At 67.8% G+C, this 15,334-nt stretch carries 15 protein-coding genes; 7 read left to right on the forward strand and 8 right to left on the reverse strand.

The genetic code is table 11. From position 1 onward, the window contains the following. The 6 genes from VNE62_06410 to VNE62_06435 all read right to left on the reverse strand — a co-directional run. Positions 1 to 605: family 1 glycosylhydrolase (locus tag VNE62_06410; protein HVE91914.1), on the reverse strand; the 605-nt coding region annotated here is incomplete at its 3' end. A gap of 38 nt (positions 606 to 643) precedes the next feature. Further along, positions 644 to 1,492 (reverse strand): hypothetical protein, encoded by an 849-nt coding sequence (locus VNE62_06415; GenBank protein ID HVE91915.1) that lies wholly within the window; start codon positions 1,490 to 1,492, stop codon positions 644 to 646. Positions 1,493 to 1,596: 104 nt separating this feature from the next. Next, positions 1,597 to 2,454 (reverse strand): hypothetical protein, encoded by an 858-nt coding sequence (locus VNE62_06420; GenBank protein HVE91916.1) that lies wholly within the window; start codon positions 2,452 to 2,454, stop codon positions 1,597 to 1,599. Positions 2,455 to 2,578: 124 nt separating this feature from the next. Next, entirely contained in the window at positions 2,579 to 3,478 is a 900-nt protein-coding gene (locus VNE62_06425; protein ID HVE91917.1) for a hypothetical protein, read from the reverse strand. Positions 3,479 to 3,745: 267 nt separating this feature from the next. Next, positions 3,746 to 4,594 carry a non-homologous end-joining DNA ligase gene (ligD, locus tag VNE62_06430; protein HVE91918.1) on the reverse strand — a complete coding sequence of 283 codons (849 nt, stop codon included), beginning with the start codon at positions 4,592 to 4,594 and terminating at the stop codon, positions 3,746 to 3,748. Position 4,595: 1 nt separating this feature from the next. Continuing rightward, positions 4,596 to 6,524 (reverse strand): AMP-binding protein, encoded by a 1,929-nt coding sequence (locus VNE62_06435; protein HVE91919.1) that lies wholly within the window; start codon positions 6,522 to 6,524, stop codon positions 4,596 to 4,598. An 83-nt stretch (positions 6,525 to 6,607) separates the two neighbouring features. Here VNE62_06435 and VNE62_06440 point away from each other — a divergent pair, with 83 nt between their 5' ends. Continuing rightward, positions 6,608 to 6,793, forward strand: coding sequence for an Rdx family protein (locus VNE62_06440; protein ID HVE91920.1), 186 nt, complete (start codon positions 6,608 to 6,610; stop codon positions 6,791 to 6,793). Between the two features lie 3 nt (positions 6,794 to 6,796). On the opposite strand, the gene VNE62_06445 is transcribed toward VNE62_06440, so the two are convergent. Both VNE62_06445 and VNE62_06450 read right to left on the reverse strand, forming a co-directional pair. Then, positions 6,797 to 7,204: a VOC family protein gene (locus VNE62_06445; GenBank protein HVE91921.1), complete on the reverse strand. Its 408-nt coding sequence runs from the start codon at positions 7,202 to 7,204 to the stop codon at positions 6,797 to 6,799. 7 nt (positions 7,205 to 7,211) lie between these two features. Further along, positions 7,212 to 9,119 carry a long-chain fatty acid--CoA ligase gene (locus tag VNE62_06450; GenBank protein ID HVE91922.1) on the reverse strand — a complete coding sequence of 636 codons (1,908 nt, stop codon included), beginning with the start codon at positions 9,117 to 9,119 and terminating at the stop codon, positions 7,212 to 7,214. Positions 9,120 to 9,201: 82 nt separating this feature from the next. On the opposite strand from VNE62_06450, the gene VNE62_06455 reads away from it, so the two are divergent. The 6 genes from VNE62_06455 to VNE62_06480 all read left to right on the forward strand — a co-directional run. Further along, positions 9,202 to 10,152 carry an aldo/keto reductase gene (locus VNE62_06455; GenBank protein ID HVE91923.1) on the forward strand — a complete coding sequence of 317 codons (951 nt, stop codon included), beginning with the start codon at positions 9,202 to 9,204 and terminating at the stop codon, positions 10,150 to 10,152. A 132-nt stretch (positions 10,153 to 10,284) separates the two neighbouring features. Further along, entirely contained in the window at positions 10,285 to 10,665 is a 381-nt protein-coding gene (locus VNE62_06460) for an STAS domain-containing protein (protein HVE91924.1), read from the forward strand. Positions 10,666 to 10,705: 40 nt separating this feature from the next. Then, a complete protein-coding gene (locus tag VNE62_06465; protein HVE91925.1) occupies positions 10,706 to 11,401 on the forward strand; it encodes a chemotaxis protein CheB in 696 nt (231 codons plus the stop codon). Next, positions 11,398 to 13,260 (forward strand): CheR family methyltransferase, encoded by a 1,863-nt coding sequence (locus VNE62_06470; GenBank protein ID HVE91926.1) that lies wholly within the window; start codon positions 11,398 to 11,400, stop codon positions 13,258 to 13,260. The genes VNE62_06465 and VNE62_06470 overlap by 4 nt, the downstream gene beginning before the upstream one ends. 14 nt (positions 13,261 to 13,274) lie before the next feature. Beyond that, the gene (locus VNE62_06475) at positions 13,275 to 14,297 is read left to right on the forward strand and encodes a chemotaxis protein CheB (GenBank protein ID HVE91927.1); all 1,023 of its coding nucleotides are present in this window, start codon (positions 13,275 to 13,277) and stop codon (positions 14,295 to 14,297) included. 128 nt (positions 14,298 to 14,425) lie between these two features. Then, the coding region (locus VNE62_06480; protein ID HVE91928.1) for a sigma-70 family RNA polymerase sigma factor at positions 14,426 to 15,334 on the forward strand (909 nt) is incomplete at its 3' end.

Consider the following 15,334-nt stretch of genomic DNA (forward strand, 5'->3'; position numbering starts at 1 on the left):
CCGCGGACGTGGGCAGCCAGGGTGTGGTCAAAGGCAGCGGCCACCCGGCGCGGCCCCCATCCGGTTCCGGGGAACATCCCCAGCAGGTAGGTGGCGGCGGGGACGACAGCCGGCTCGTTGATCGTGATCCACCACCGGACCGGGGGCTGTCCGGCTGCCTCGAGCCGCCGGCCGATCTCGTCCACGCAGCGCCTGCAGTACGACTCGAACAGGTCCGGCGCCCGATGGTCCAGCCAGAGGTCCTGGCCGGCCCACAGGGGGTGCGTGAAGTGCTGCAGCGTGACGACCGGCTCCAGACCGCGGGCGCGGCACATGGCCAGGATCTCGGCATAGCGATCAAGCGCCGCGGGGTCCCAGGCACCGGGAGCAGGCTGGACCCGCGCCCACTCCACGGACATGCGAAACGCATTGCATCCGGTGGCCGACGCAAGGTCGAGCAGCCTCTCGGGGCAGGCCCAGAAGGACAGCGCGTCGCCGCAGGGCTGGACGCGTCCGGAGGCGTCCCAGGGGGCCCAGTTGTTCACGGGTCCGGCGGAGGTGTTGATCCCGCCCTCCACCTGGTAGGAGGCCGTGGAGACGCCCCACAGGAACGGCGACTCGGTCACGCCCGGATGGTACCGGGGCGCGAGAGCGGGGGGGCCGGTTACCCGCTGAGGTGGCGGCGCCGGATTACGAAGAAGACGCTCGCGCTGGCTCCCAGGAGCCCGATCAGCACAAGAGTGGCAGCGAACGGGTCGATCCCACCTGAGCCGGTCGGAGCCCTGTCGCCTCGCGCTAGCACGGGCAGCGCGACCTGGCGAAGCTCGCCGTCCGGGCCGGGGATCAGCACCTTGCGGGTCCGCACCTGCTCTTTCGGGCCAAACCCAGGGTCGAAGGAGGAGTCGTCGTCGCCGAAGGTGTCGCCGGCGCGAGGAAGCGAAGAAGGAGCCGACGGGATGTCGGTCGACGCATTGAGGTCCGGCTCCGGGGGCGCTTGCGGCACGCTGCCGAGGTCGAACCGCCTCCAGTTGATCTCGAGCGTGTAGCCGGCGTTCACGCCGCGGAAGTTGACCACGGTGAGCCAAAAGCCGTCGACAGGCTCGCCGAACTCCACCCGCTTGACGTCGGCCACCGAGTCATCACTCGCGCTGGGCGGTCCCGAAAGCTCGCCCTCGTCCTCCGTCCACAGGTATAGGTCCAGGAGGTTATTGGACGTGGTCTTCTTCCAGGTGAGCACGACGTCGACGATGAAGACGTGCTCGTATCCCTCGGGCATGGCCGGCTTCACGAAGACCACGTCGCAGCTCTTGGCGTACACCGGGTCACGACAGGCGGTCGGACCGAGCTGGCCCCATAGGATCGAGGGCGGGGCAGGGCTGGTAATCGCCGGGAACGTCTGCGTCACCGACTGTTCCGCGGGCAGGGCGATCGTCCCACGGTCCTCCGCGACGGCGGGGACGGCGACGGTCGCGAGCACGAGGGTCGCGAATAGCGGAATCAGCCTGCGTCTCATGTCCGGTTCATACCCTTCGGGTCGCTGATGTAATCCAGGTGATGGCCCCGTTTAAGCAGCGGACGAAGAGAAGCCGGGGTTACGGCCTGCGGCGCTGAGGAGCCTCAGGCCCGGTGCCGCTTGGCCTTCAAGACGAAGAACCCGACGGCGGCCGCCGAGGTCAAGAGCAGCATGATTAGAAAGACAGTGAAGCTGCTCAGCCCGCTGGGGCTGGCCGCGGCGCGCTCACCACGGGCGATCACGGGCAGTGCCACCGAACGAAGCTCGCCGTCCGGGCCGGGGATGAGCACCTTGCGGGTCCGCGCAGTGGGCTTGATGTCCGAACCCCCGAATGCTGAGTCGTCCGCGCCGAAGGAGTCACCTGCCTGGGGCAGCCCCCGAGTGGCCGGGGGCGAATCGGTCGAGAACGAGGGCGCGGAATCGGGCGAACCGGGATCCGGCGGAAGCGCGCCCAGGTCGACGAGTTTCCAGTTGAAGGTCAGTGAGTACCCGTCGTTGAGACCGGCGAAGTTCACAATGGTGATCCACAGCGTGCCCTCGGGTTCGCCGAGCAGCACACGCTTGGGCTTGTTTGTCGCCGTGTTGTCTTGGGCCACGGGCGCTCCCGAAACCGGGTCGTCGGTCCCCCACACGTGAATGTTGAGCCGGTTGGTGTCCGTCCTCTTCTTCCAGTCAAGGACGATCTCAACCTGGTAGATCTCCTGGTAGTTCTCAGGGACATTGATTTCCATCTTGAACGCGTCGCAGTAGGCCCGGTTCTGGTCGCGGCACCCCGGGGGCCGGATCTGCGCAAAAAGAGGCGCAGGCGGCGCAGTGGCGGGGATTGGGGGGTAGTTGTTCGTGAAAGACGCGCCGGGGCCGACCTCGACGGTGCCCCTGTCCTCGGCCCCCGAGGGCACCACCGGCGTCAGGGCGAGCAACGTCGCCAGCACAGGCACCGTCAGGAGTCGCGCGTATCTCATGTCCGGTTCATACCCACCCTGGGGCGCGCTCTAATCATCATTTCGGGGGGCCGATCGAGAAACCGGACAAAAAGAAACCGGGGCCCTTCGGGCCCCGGTTTTCAGTTCGCTATTCGGGGGGTGCCTAGGCCTGCTGGCGCCTCATGCGGAGGGCGAAAAAGCCGACCGCCGCTGCGGAAGTCAGGAGAAGCATGATCAGGAAGACCGTGAAGTTGCTCACCCCGCTGGAGCCGGCGCTGGAGCGCTCGCCCCGGGCAATCACCGGCAGCGCCACCGAACGAAGCTCGCCGTCGGGGCCGGGGATGAGAACCTTGCGGGTCTTGGCGGCAATCGGCTTGCCGTCGGGATAGCCAATCGGGGTCGAGTCGTCGATGGACGCGGGGGAACCGGCGTTGCCGAACGAGCCCGGAGTCGAGAACGAAGGCGCCGACGCACCGGCGTCGCCAAGGTTGTAGTCAGGTCCCAGGTCGATCTCGACCCAGCGGACGGTCAGCGTGTATCCGGAGTTGACTCCCCGCTCGTTGACCACCGAGAGGGAGAGGGTGCCCGAGTCAGGTGCGCCGAGGCGGACCGACTTGGGGGTCTCGTCTTTGCGGTTGTCCACCACAGACGGTCCCAAGACGTAACCCTGCTCCTCGATGGGGTCCACGTCGTTGAACACGTACAGGTCCATCTTGTTGTTGGCGATACCCCGGTCGTATGCCAAATCGATCCAAACCTCGTACAGGTCATCCATGTAGCCCTCGGGCCGCTCGATGTGCAGCCGGATGGCGTCGCAGTAGGCCTGGTTGTGGTCGCGGCAGCCCGGCGCCTGCGTCTGCGCGTAGGGAGTCGACACGCACCCGGCCGGGGTGCTGCAGGCGTTCGGGCGCACTGCCGCAATAGCGGGGTACGCCTTTGAAACCTGCTTGATGATCGGCGAGATCTTGAGCTCGCCCCGATCGGTGGCACCGGCAGGGCTCCCGCCCGTCACCATGCCTATTGCGAGAGCCAGACCCACTCCCAGAGCTGTCAGCTTGCGCATCGCATCCCCCTTTCGCCACCCCAGATGGCGATCCCCCTGGGCATATTTCGCCCCCTCGTACAGAAGAAACGCCCGGGGATCCGTTACCTGTCGCACCTTTTTTGAGAAATTTCCCCGGGCTGTGAATCCCCTACCCGCCGTTTCGGGCGTTCAACCCAGAACGGCTGTTCCCCTCTACAACGACTTGGATTGCTCCGAGGGTTCTCTCTCGCGTGAAAGCCCTGGTCAGAGGCTTGCAGGGAGCAGCACGACGAACCTGCCTGGGCGTCAGGACCAGGGGTCGGGCCGCTTGGCCAGACGCCGGAACAGGTTCTTGACCGTGTAGGACTGCGGCTTGAGGCGGGGGTTCTCCACCTCACGCCACTCCAGGGGGGCCGCCACGGGTGCCCCCGGCAGTGCCCGGACCGAATAGGGGGCCACCGCCGTCTGGGCATAGCCGTTGCGGGCGATGTCCACGTATATGCGCCCGCCCCGGTCCGCCTTGTGGAATGCGGTGGTCAGGTTGTCCGGGTCGCGGCCCACCAAGTCCGCGGCCAGGTCCCCCGCCAGTTCCAGCACCTGCTCGGTGGTCAGGGTGCCGTCCAGCGGGACCACCACGTGCAGGCCCCTGGAGCCGCTGGTCTTCACCAGAGACGGAAGCGAACGGCCGTCCAGGACCTCCTTGAGCAGCAGCGCCACGCGCCGCACCCGGCCGAAGCGGTCGTCCGGGGGGTCCAGGTCGAACATCATCTGGTCGGGGTGCCCCGGACGGTCCGCCCTCGACAGCCACACGTGGTGCGTGACCGTGTTCTGGTTGGCCAGGTACACGAGCGTGGCGGCGTCGTTGCACACGACGTAGGGGGTGGTCCCCTTCTGCTTGGCCATCACCGCCCGAGGGATCCAGTCTGGGAAGTAGGAGGAGGCCGCCTTCTGGAAGAAGCTCCCCCCTCCGATGCCCTCGGGATAGCGCAGCAGCGTCAGGGGCCGGCCCCTGAGGTGCGGGAGCATCAGCGGCGCTGCCTTGAGCAGGTAGTCCACGAGATCGGACTTCGTGATCCCGTCGTCCGGGAACAGGACCTTGTCCGGGTGCGTGATCTTCACCTCGCGCCCGTCTACGTGGACCACGCGGTCGGCCACGTCAGCGGGCCCGGGCGATCTCCTCCAGGGCGGAGGGATTCTCGAGGCTGGTCAGGTCGCCGGGGTCGGCCCCCATGGCCACTGCGCGCACGGCCCGCCGCAGGACCTTCGCGTTACGGGTCTTCGGAAGCTCCGACACGAACTTCACCGCCGCCGGGGTGAAGGCCTTGCCCAGCTCGGTGCCGACGTGGGCGCGCAGCTCGGCCCGCAGGTCGTCGCCGGCGGCCGCTTCGGAGGCCGGGACGATAAAGCACCACAGCGCCTCTCCCTTGATCTCGTCCGGGATCCCGACCACCGCCGCCTCGGATACGCCGGGGTGCCCCACCAGGACCGACTCGACCTCGGCCGGACCGATCCGCTTGCCGGCCACGTTGACGGTGTCGTCGCTTCGGCCGTGCAGAAACCACTGACCGTCGTCGTCGGCCACAGCCCAGTCGCCGTGAACCCACACGTCCGGCCAGCGCGACCAGTAGGCGGCCAGGTACCGGTCGGAGTCCCCCCAGATCCCGCGGGTCATCCCCGGCCAGGGCTTCGTGCAGACGAGCTCGCCCACCTGGCCGCGGACCGGGCGCCCGTCGGGTCCGAACACGTCCACCGCCATTCCCAGCGACGGCCCCCCGAGCGAGCACGACTTCAGCGGCTCGACGACCGTGGCCGAGAGGAAGCAGGCTCCGACCTCGGTCCCGCCCGAGAAGTTGATGATCGGGAGCCTCGACCCCCCGACTCGTTCGAAGAACCAACGGTAGGGGGCGTCGTTCCATGGCTCCCCCGTGGAACCCAGCACACGCAGGCTCGAAAGGTCGTGGCGCGCCGGCAACTCGTCGCCGTGGCGCATCAGAGCCCGGACCAGGGTCGGGGAGATGCCGAGGATGTTGACCCTGTGCCGGGCGACCATCTCCCACAGCCGGTCCGGGCCGGGGTAGTCGGGGGCTCCTTCGTAAAGGAACACGGTCCCTCCGTGGGCGAGGGTGCCGACTACTTCCCAGGGACCCATGATCCAGCCCATGTCCGTGACCCAGAACAGGGTCTCACCGGGGTGGTAGTCGGTCTGGTAGGCGACCTCGGACGCGATCTTGACCAGAAACCCGCCGTGGACGTGGACCGACCCCTTCGGCTTGCCGGTGGTCCCCGAGGTGTAGGCGATCATGAACGGGTCCTCGGCGTCGGTGTCCTCCGAGTCGGCCTGGTCCGGGAACCCGGACACCAGGTCGTGCCAGAACACGTCCCGCCTTGGCGCCATCGCCACATCGGTGCCCGCCCGCGCCACCACCACGACGTGCCGGACGGTGGGACAGGCCGCCACCGCCTCGTCGGCCGTCTGCTTCATCGGGACGACCGATCCCCGCCGCAGAAAGCCGTCGCAGCACACGAGCACCTTGGCCCCCGCGTCCTGCAGCCGTGCGGCTATCGCGGGGGCCGCGAAGCCCGAAAAGACGGGGACGACCAGGCCTCCCACCTTGGCTATGGCCATAAACGCGGCCACGGCCTCTGGGACCATCGGCATGAAGAGCCCGACCGCGTCCCCCTTGGCAACCCCGAGGTGGCGAAGAGCCGCAGCGAACCTCGAGACCTGCGCCGCGAGCTCGGAATACGGGACCCGGCGGGTGGCTCCGTCTTCGCCCTCCCAGATGACCGCATCGGCTCCGGACCCGCTGTGTCGGCCCACACAGGCATCGGCGACGTTTATTCGTCCCTCCACGAACCAGCGGCACCACTGGAGGCCCGCCGAGCAGTCCGACACCGCCTCGTAGGGCTGGTGGAAGCGAATGTCCAGGTCGCGCACGACCGCGTCCCAGAACCAGTCCACGTCCTCGACGGACCGGCGGCGGAGGTCGGCGTAGGAGCCTATGCCGTGCGCGCGGGCCAGCCGCGTGACGTTGGCCTGCTCCAGGTAGTCGCCGGAGGGATGCCAGAGGCTGGAATCCGACATGTAACGTGGTGATACCACACGCCGAACCGACGAAGGAGAGCCGGGTGGATCTTCGGATCACCTACTGCACCAGCTGAGGCTATCTGGACAAGGCCGTCGGTCTGGCGGCCAAGCTGCTCGAAGAGCAGACCCAGAAGCTGACGTCGCTGACGATCGTCCCCGGCTCAGGCGGTGTGTTCGACGTCGAGGCGGGGGGCCGCCTCCTGTTCTCCAAGAAGAAGTCCGGCCGGTTCCCCACCTACGAAGAGGTGGCGAAGGCTATCGGCTGAGGGTCACCGCGGCCAGATGTCCGCGTCCGCTATCTCCAGCAAGTTGCCGCTCGGGTCGCTGAAGTAGAAGGACCGGCCGCGAGGCCATTGCACCTCCTTGATCACCTCCACGCCCGAAGACGACAGGTGGTCCTTCCACGGCTGGTAGTCGTCCGGGTCGACGACGAAGCAGGTGTGACCCGCGCCATCGGTGCCGTGGGGCGGCAGGAACCCGCCCTTGCGCGTCTCCGCGGCGTCGAACATGAGGAAGACGCTCGGGCCGGCCCGGAGGAACAGGCTGCGACCCGGCTCCTCGCTGAGCAGGCGCATGCCCATGACGCGCGAGTAGAAGTCGCGGGTCGACGCCTGGTCGCGGAAGTACAGGACCGTCTCCAGCACGCCGCCGAGGTCCGGAGGGCGCGGCGGCGTCACGGGGACGCTACTTCGAGTACATCGACTCGATGACGTCGCCGTAGCGCTCGTTGACGACCTTGCGCTTCATCTTCAGGGTCGGGGTGAGCTCGCCGGAGTCCACCGTCCACTCGTCCGGCAGGATCGTGAACTTCTTGACCTGCTCCTGGTTGTGCAGCTTCGTGTTCATCTGGTCGACATAGGCCTGGATCTCCGACCGGACCTCGTCGCTGCCCGAAAGCGCGGCCACGTCGCCCTCCAGCCCCTTGCCCTTCGCCCACTGCGGCGCGACCTCCGGATCCAGGACGACAAGGGCGGTGACGTACGGACGGCGGTCCCCGATGACGCAGGCCTGACCTATCAGGGGGTGCTGCTTGAGGTTGCTCTCGATGTTTGAGGGCGCGATGTTCTTGCCGCCCGCGGTGATCAGGATCTCCTTTTTGCGGTCAACGATGCGGATGTAGCCCTCGTCGTCGATTGTGGCGACGTCGCCCGAGTGGAGCCAGCCCTCGGCGTCGAACGTCTCCGCCGTGAGTTCCGGCTCCTTGTAGTAGCCCTTCGTGACGTTTCCCCCACGGACGAGAATCTCGCCGTCCTCGGCCAGCTTCACCTCGACCCCCGGCACGGTAGGGCCGACGGTGCCGATCTTCACTTGGCCCGGGCGGTTCCAGGACGTGGGACCGGTGTCCTCGGACTGCCCGTACACCTCGGCGATCTCCACGCCTATGGCGTGAAACCACTCCAGGACCTCGGTGGCTATGGGGGCCGCTCCGGCGGACACGACCTTGAGCTGGTCCAGCCCGACGAGGCTGCGGATGAACTGCACCACCGGCTCGGCCTCCCGGGCCGCCTTCTCCACGTCGTCCGGCACGGGCTTGCGCGCCTGCTCGAGCCGCAGCTTGCGCAGCCGGGCCTCGATCGCCTTCTGCGCCGTCTGGCGCTGGCCTTCGTCCGGGTTGTTGGCGATGGCCGCGGACAGCCCGGCGTGCAGCTTCTCCCAGATCCTCGGGACGGCGAAGAAGAACTCGGGCTTGACCTCGGCCAGGTACTTGCCGATTTCGGTGGGGGCCGGGCAGAAGCTGGCCACGAACCCGAGCTTCACCTGCAGGTACTCCCCCGCCAACCGCTCCGCGATGTGGGCCAGTGGAAGGTAGGAGATCGTCCGGGCGCCGGGATCCACGAACATCGCGCGGGCCAGCGACTCAGCGGTCCAGCAGGCGTTGGCGTGGGTGACCATGACGCCCTTCGGCGGCCCGGTGGTCCCCGAGGTGTAGATCAGCGTGCACAGGTCGTCGGGGACGATCGCCTTCCAGCGCCGCTCAAACTCGTCCGGGTTGGCGGCCGCGTACTCGCGCCCCGCCTGAAGGACCTGATCCCAGGTCGTGACCCAGTCCTCGGCGGCCAGCTCGTCGTCGGGGTCGATGACGATGACGCTTCGCACGTTCGGGATCTGGGACCGGATCTTCAGCAGGCGCTCGTAGAACGCGCGGTTCTCTGCGATCACCAGCACGGCGCCGCAGTGGTTGACGATGTACTCGATCTGCTCGGGCGCCAGCGTGTTGTAAAGAGACACCGGAGTCGCGCCCGAATGCATGATCGCCATGTCGGCGACGAGGTACTCCGGGCGGTTGGCGGAGATGATGTTGACGAAGTCGCCGGGGTTCACGCCCATGGACACGAGCCCGTTGGCGAAGTCGCGTACGTTCTCACCGTAATCGGGCCACGTCATCTCGGACCAGGCGTCGCCGGTCTTCCAGCGGTGGGCGACGAGGCCGGAGAACGACCTCACGGCCTGCTGGAACAGCGAGCAGACGGTCTGGCCGGCGACGGCGGCGTCTATCTCCCTCCGCTCTTCGGCGACGTCGCGCGCCCCGCCTTTTCCGGGGGCGCCGGCGGGCGCGGCCTGTCCCGTGCCCTGGGCGATGCTGTCAACCATCGTTCACCTCCTGGGATCCGCGTGGGAAATCTACCACCAGCGCCGAGTTGCCCCTTGGGCCGAAGAAGTGGAATCTTGCGGCATGAGAACGCGACGCCTCGGCAGCAATGGGCCGGACATCTCGGTCATCGGATACGGCGCCTGGGAGATCGGCGGCGACGCCTACGGCCCCAACCCCGACGAGCGGGAGCTCGTGTCGGCCATCCATGCGGCCCTGGATGCCGGCGTGAACTGGGTGGACACGGCCGAGGTCTACGGCAAGGGCAACTCCGAGTCGATAGTCGGGCGCGCCCTGTCTGGACGTCCCGACGTCCTGGTGGCGACCAAGGTCGCCCCGGCTCCCGTGGGATCGGGCTTCCGTCCGGAGGAGGTGCGGCGGGCCGTCCGCGGGAGCCTGCAGCGGCTGGGGCGCGACCACATCGACCTCTACCAGTTGCACTGGCCGGCGGGGGACAACGTGTGCCCGGTGGAAGAGACGTGGTCCACGATGGCTTCGCTCGTGGACGAGGGGCTCGTGCGCCACGTCGGGGTGTCCAACTTCGACCGGGAGCTGATCGAGCGGTGCCTGGGGGTCCGCCACGTGGACTCGCTCCAGCCGCAGCTTTCGATGCTTCACCGCAAAAACGAGGAGCTGGCGGCGTGGTCCGGGAGCCGCGGAGTGGGAGTGGTCGTCTACGGTCCGTTGGCCTACGGCCTGCTCACGGGAGCCGTCGGCGCGGACACGAAGTTCGAAGAATCCGACTGGCGCAGTGGAAAGGACCCTAACCACTCCTACTACAAGGACCTGTTCGCCCCGGACCGCCTCCCGCGCAACCTGGGCATGGTCGACGCTCTGCGTCCGGTGGCACAGCGGCTGGACGTCTCGCTCGGGCAGCTGGCGCTGGCGTGGGTGGCCCAGCGGCCGGGGGTGACGTCGGCCATCGCCGGCAGCCGAAGCCGGGCTCACAACCAGGAGAACGCGGCGGCTGGGGATATCGCGCTCGGCGACGCCGATGTCGCCGAGGTCGAGTCGATCCTCGACGCGGTGGGCTAACCCCCACCGGGTCCGGACGTTTCCTGCGGAGCGTTTGGCGCCTTCGGTCCCGGGCAATTCTTTGTGAGACCCGGCGGCCGCCGGGTAGCGAGCCGCGGAGGAAGCGTGCGCAACGGGTTCACGATCTCGTTAATGCGCCCTGCCCCGAACGTCGTGCAGGTCGTTTTGGGCGGGGAGCTTGACCTCTCAAGCGTTCGTCTCCTGGACGCGTCGCTCAGAGAGGTCGAGGACGACCTGCTCGAGCCGTCGAACGGTGACGGGGCCGGCCGCACCGGAATCCTGAAGATGGTGGCCCTGGACCTGAGCAAGCTCGAGTTCATCGACTCAGCTGGGCTCACTTCGCTCGTCCAGGCACAGTGGCGAGTCGAGTCCCGGGGCGGGAGGGTTGCCCTTTTGGGGGCGCCGGAGCGCGTAAAGAGGCTCTTCTCACTCACCGGCCTGGACCACCGCTTCCACTTCATGGACGCTTCCGACCTGGACCGCGCCGTCCGAACGGCTGCGGACGCCGAATGACCGTGATTACCGAGGCGACCTATCCGGGTAGATTTGAACCGTGAGCAGCCTGGATAGGCCGTACCTAAGCCGGTCATCGCCTGCTCGAACCGGCTCGGGTAGTTCCCGCGGCGCGGGCGGCGCAGCAACGGTGGCGCCGCCGGTCGTCCCGCCTCTCCCGGCGATACCGCCGCCCGGCTGGGTTGTGGTGATCGCGGCATCCGCAGGTGGCATCGCTCCGATAGTGAACATCCTCTCGAAGCTGCCGGCCGATTTCCCTGCGGCGGTGCTTGTCGCGCAGCATCTTGCGCCCTCGCGCGACAGCTCGTTGGACCAAATCATCCGCCGCAACTCCGCGTTGCCTACGGAGTTTGCACGTGACGGAGTCACGATCGAGGCCGGCCACACCTACATCGCGCCGCCCGACCTGCACCTGCTGATGGTCGAGCGTGACGTCGTACGGCTCACGAGCACCGAGCGCGTGCAGTGGGTGCGGCCGTCGGCGGACGTCCTGTTCGAGTCCGTTGCAGCGCTTTACGGCAGCAAAGCAGTCGCCGTAGTGCTGTCCGGGACGGGTCGCGATGGCTCCGCCGGTGCCATGCACGTCAAGAGGTGCGGGGGCCGGGTCATCGTCCAGGAGCCGACCGATGCGGCCTTCGCGGGAATGCCGTCGTCGGCGGCCGAGGGCACGGTGGACCACGTCGTGCCCGTCGGCGAGATCGCCCAACTGCTGGTGGACATCGTCGGGGCCGGATGACCGACCGCACCTCAGTACGGAGAGGCAACGGCCTGGGGCCCGGCGTCGCCGTCGAAGACGCTCGGACTACGGACCCGGCTCTCGAGTCGCTGCTGGAGTTCCTCCACCAGCAGCGAGGGTTCGACTTCCGCGGCTACAAACGGCCGTCGCTGGCACGCCGGATCAACCGGCGGATGAACGATGTCGGTGCCGGATCCTACGAGGCCTATACCGACTACCTCGAGGTCCACCCCGACGAGTTCACTCACCTGTTCAACACGATCCTCATCAACGTCACCAGGTTCTTTCGCGATCCGGAGGCGTGGGCCTACATCGCCGAAGAGGTCATCCCGTCGGTCCTGCAATCGCGGCGCGACGGCGGCCCGCTGCGGGTCTGGAGTGCCGCCTGTTCCACGGGCGAGGAGGCATACACGCTAGCGATCCTGCTGGCCGAGGCGCTGGGCCCCCGCGAATTCGAGTCGCGCGTCAAGATCTACGGGACCGACCTCGACGACGAAGCCCTCAACCGCTGCCGCCCCGGTGTGTACACCGAGCCGCAGGTGAAAGGCGTCGCAGACGATCTGCGCGACAAGTATCTGGAGCGCAAGGGGGGTCAGTTCGCGCTCCGCAGCAGTCTTCGCAGGGCCATCATCTTCGGCCGCCACGACCTGGTTCAGGACGCCCCGATCTCCAGGCTGGATTTGCTCGTCTGCCGGAACACGCTCATGTACTTCAACGTCCAGACTCAGCGCAAGATCCTGTCGCGTTTCCACTACGCGCTGCGCGACACGGGCTTTCTCTTCCTCGGCCGCGCAGAGACGCTCACGACGCACGGGACCCTGTTCAGGGCCAAGAACATGAAGCACAGGGTCTTCGAGAAGGTCCCTCGTTTGGACCTTCAGGACCGTCTCCTGGTCCTCGCCCAGGCCGGGGACACCGAAGCGGGTGACCTCATAGCGCGCCAGGTGAGGCTGCGCGAAATGTCGTTTGATTCGTCGCCGGACCCCCAGATCGTGGTCGACGCCGAGGGCCTGATCGTGATGGTCAACCGGGAGGCCAGGGCGCTGCTCGAACTCACCACCGACGACATCGGCAATGCTCTGCACGGAACCGAGCTGTCGCGGGGCCCCCTGGAGCTCCAGCGGCTGATCGACCAGGCCTACACGAAGAAGGGGCCGGTAGTGCGGACGGGCGTGCCGTGGCCGGGATCCCAGGACTCCCGCTATGTGGACATTCGGGTCACTCCGCTGTGCGATCGCGACGACACGACGCTTGCCGTCGCCATCAGCTTCTCGGACGTCACGACGCACAGGCACCTCCAGCAGAGGATCCAAAAGGCAAGTCAGGAGTTGGAAACGGCCTACGAGGAACTGCAGTCCACGGTCGAGGAACTCGAGGCCACCAACGAGGAGCTGCAGTCCACGGTCGAGGAACTGGAGACGACCAACGAAGAGTTGCAGTCCACCAACGAGGAGCTGGAGTCGACCAACGAGGAGTTCACCCTCCGAAGCCAGGAGCTCAACAGGGTTAACTCCGTCCTGGAGTCGGTCCTGTCGGGACTGGAGCTCGGGGTGATGGTCGTAAACAACGAGCTCGAGGTATTCGCCTGGAACAGGGAGTGCGAGGACATGTGGGGGCTCAGGGAGGACGAGGTCCTCGGCCGACCCCTCCTGGAGCTGGACATGGGTCTGCCCGTCAAGGCCCTGGCCGCAGTCGTCGCCCCGTGCGCATTGGAGGGGACTCCCAGGGAGACGGTGCTGGAGGCGGTGAACCGCCGAGGGCGGACGGTAAGGTGCCGCGTGAGGTGCAGGGCCGTCCCGGGCGAAGAGGGACGCACCCACATCGGCGCCATGGTGCTCATCGACGAGGAGCCGGCGTAAAACCGCAGGGACTGGTGCAGAATCGGGACATCGTCACCATCGGCGCGTCCGCCGGCGGCATCGAGGCGTTGACGAGGCTGTGTGCGGCGCTTCCCCGGGACCTGGAGGCAGCGGTATTCGTGGTACTTCACATCCAGCCGCTCGCGACCAGCGTCCTGCCGCAGATCCTGGACAGAGCCGGTCCGCTGACGGTGGAGCACGCGCGAGACGGGTTGCCACCGGAGCGTCGCAGGATCTACGTCGCTCCCCCCGATCACCATCTCGTGGTGGCCGACGGATGCATGCGGCTGTCCCGATCTCCCCGGCAGAACGGCCACCGCCCCTCCGTGGACGCGCTGTTCCGTTCCGCGGCCCGGGTGCATGGACCGCGTGTAGTCGGGGTTGTGCTGTCCGGCGCCCTGGACGACGGCTCCGCCGGACTGGCCGAGATCAAGCGGGCGGGGGGGATGGCGGTGGTGCAGGAACCGGCCGACGCGGCCACCCCGGACATGCCCAGGAACGCCATGCGCGCAGTGGCACCCGACCACGTTGCCACCGCCCCGGAGATCGCCTCGATCCTGGCGGCGTCCGCGAAGCAGGCAGTCCAGCCTGAAGATCCAACCGTGACGGAACCCAGCGATGCCCCCGGCACGCCGCTGGAGCTGGAAGGGAGCCTCAGCGGCCAACCCGGGGCCGGCGGCGCCTCCGGCCTTACCTGCCCCAGCTGTGGCGGCGCCGTCTGGGAAGGCGAGCACGGCCGGTTCGGCTGCCACATCGGCCACCAATTCTCGCTGGAGAGCATCTTCGCGGCGCAGTCGGAGGCGCTCGAGTCGGCGATCCTGATCGCGCTTCGGGCGATGAGGGAGAAGGCGGCCCTGGCACTGAAGCTCGCCGAGCGGATGGCGGACGACTATCCGGCGACCGGCAGGCGGTTCGAGCGTCAGGCGGATGAGCTGGAGCAGGCGACCACGCAGTTGCAGGAAGCACTGGACAGGTCCGCACAAGTGGCCTGGGAGCCCGGTGGGGCCGCAGTGGAAGCCGCGCCAAAGCGGCCATAGCCCAGGGTCGCACCTCCGCCTGGGTTTGGGTCGGGACGGCGGCAGGGTACAGGTCCGGGGTCCCGCGCTGGGGCACCCGCCTAAGCCCAGTGGCGCCGCGGGGGGCCGCGATCCAAACGAGGAGGAGCTTGAAGACCACGGCAGCCCCAGTCCGGCCGGACGCCTCGCGGCTGCGTTCGGATGCCGAAAGGCTCCGGACGCAGGCCGAAGCCCTGCGGGTCCGCACCAAGCGTGTACGAAGCGTCGTCGAAGCCAACCGCGACGCCTACGTCGGGTCCCGCCGCAGCTACGAGACGCTCATAAAGCGGCTGCGGCTAAGGCTGGCGCTCGTAGGAACTCAGAACGGGGTCGTTGCCACCCCGCCGCTGGAGTTCATGCTGGCCCGGGAGGACCCGGTGGTCCGGGAGGAACTCGCGGCCATGTACCTGCCGCTGGTCAAGCAGATCGCCTCCAAGTTCACCGGGCGCGGCGAGCCCCTGGACGACCTCGTCCAGGTGGGTTCCGTGGCCCTGATGAAGGCTCTCGGCGGGTTCGACCCGGACCGCGGCGCACCTTTCTCGGTGTATGCCGCGGCCATGATCAGCGGGGAGATCAAGCACCACTTCCGGGACACGGCGTGGTCGGTGCACGTGATCCGGCGCCTTCAGGAAAGCGGGCTGCTGGTGACCAGGGTGACCGACCGCCTCCAGCAGGAGCTCGGACGCGCACCGACCATCGGCGAGCTCTCCAGGGAGTCGGGGCTCAGCGAGGGCCAGGTTGTCGAGGCGATGGAAGCCGGGAGGTCCTACAAGGCGGTCTCGCTGGACACGCCGGCGGTGATGTCTGCGAGGGGACAGGTGGACCCAGGAATGGACCTGGTCGAGCAGCTGGCCGACCTGGGACCGGCGCTGAGAAAGCTGTCGCAGGACGAGCGGAAGCTTCTGAGCCTGCGATTCCATCACGACCTCAGCCAGCATGAGATCGCGTCCCGGCTGGGGGTCTCCCAGATGCAGGTGTCGCTGCTGCTCGCTCGAACGATCGAGCGCCTCCGTGACGGG

This window comes from Actinomycetota bacterium (assembly GCA_035536535.1).
Lineage (GTDB): Bacteria > Actinomycetota > JAICYB01 > JAICYB01 > JAICYB01 > DATLNZ01.

Coding starts and splice junctions, on each gene's coding strand:
- VNE62_06455 (HVE91923.1), top strand. CDS start 9,202: ATGAGAACGCGACGCCTCGGCAGCAATGGGCCGGACATCTCGGTCATC.
- VNE62_06450 (HVE91922.1), bottom strand. CDS start 9,119: ATGGTTGACAGCATCGCCCAGGGCACGGGACAGGCCGCGCCCGCCGGC.
- VNE62_06460 (HVE91924.1), top strand. CDS start 10,285: ATGCGCCCTGCCCCGAACGTCGTGCAGGTCGTTTTGGGCGGGGAGCTT.
- VNE62_06435 (HVE91919.1), bottom strand. CDS start 6,524: ATGTCGGATTCCAGCCTCTGGCATCCCTCCGGCGACTACCTGGAGCAG.
- VNE62_06420 (HVE91916.1), bottom strand. CDS start 2,454: ATGAGATACGCGCGACTCCTGACGGTGCCTGTGCTGGCGACGTTGCTC.
- VNE62_06470 (HVE91926.1), top strand. CDS start 11,398: ATGACCGACCGCACCTCAGTACGGAGAGGCAACGGCCTGGGGCCCGGC.
- VNE62_06425 (HVE91917.1), bottom strand. CDS start 3,478: ATGCGCAAGCTGACAGCTCTGGGAGTGGGTCTGGCTCTCGCAATAGGC.
- VNE62_06415 (HVE91915.1), bottom strand. CDS start 1,492: ATGAGACGCAGGCTGATTCCGCTATTCGCGACCCTCGTGCTCGCGACC.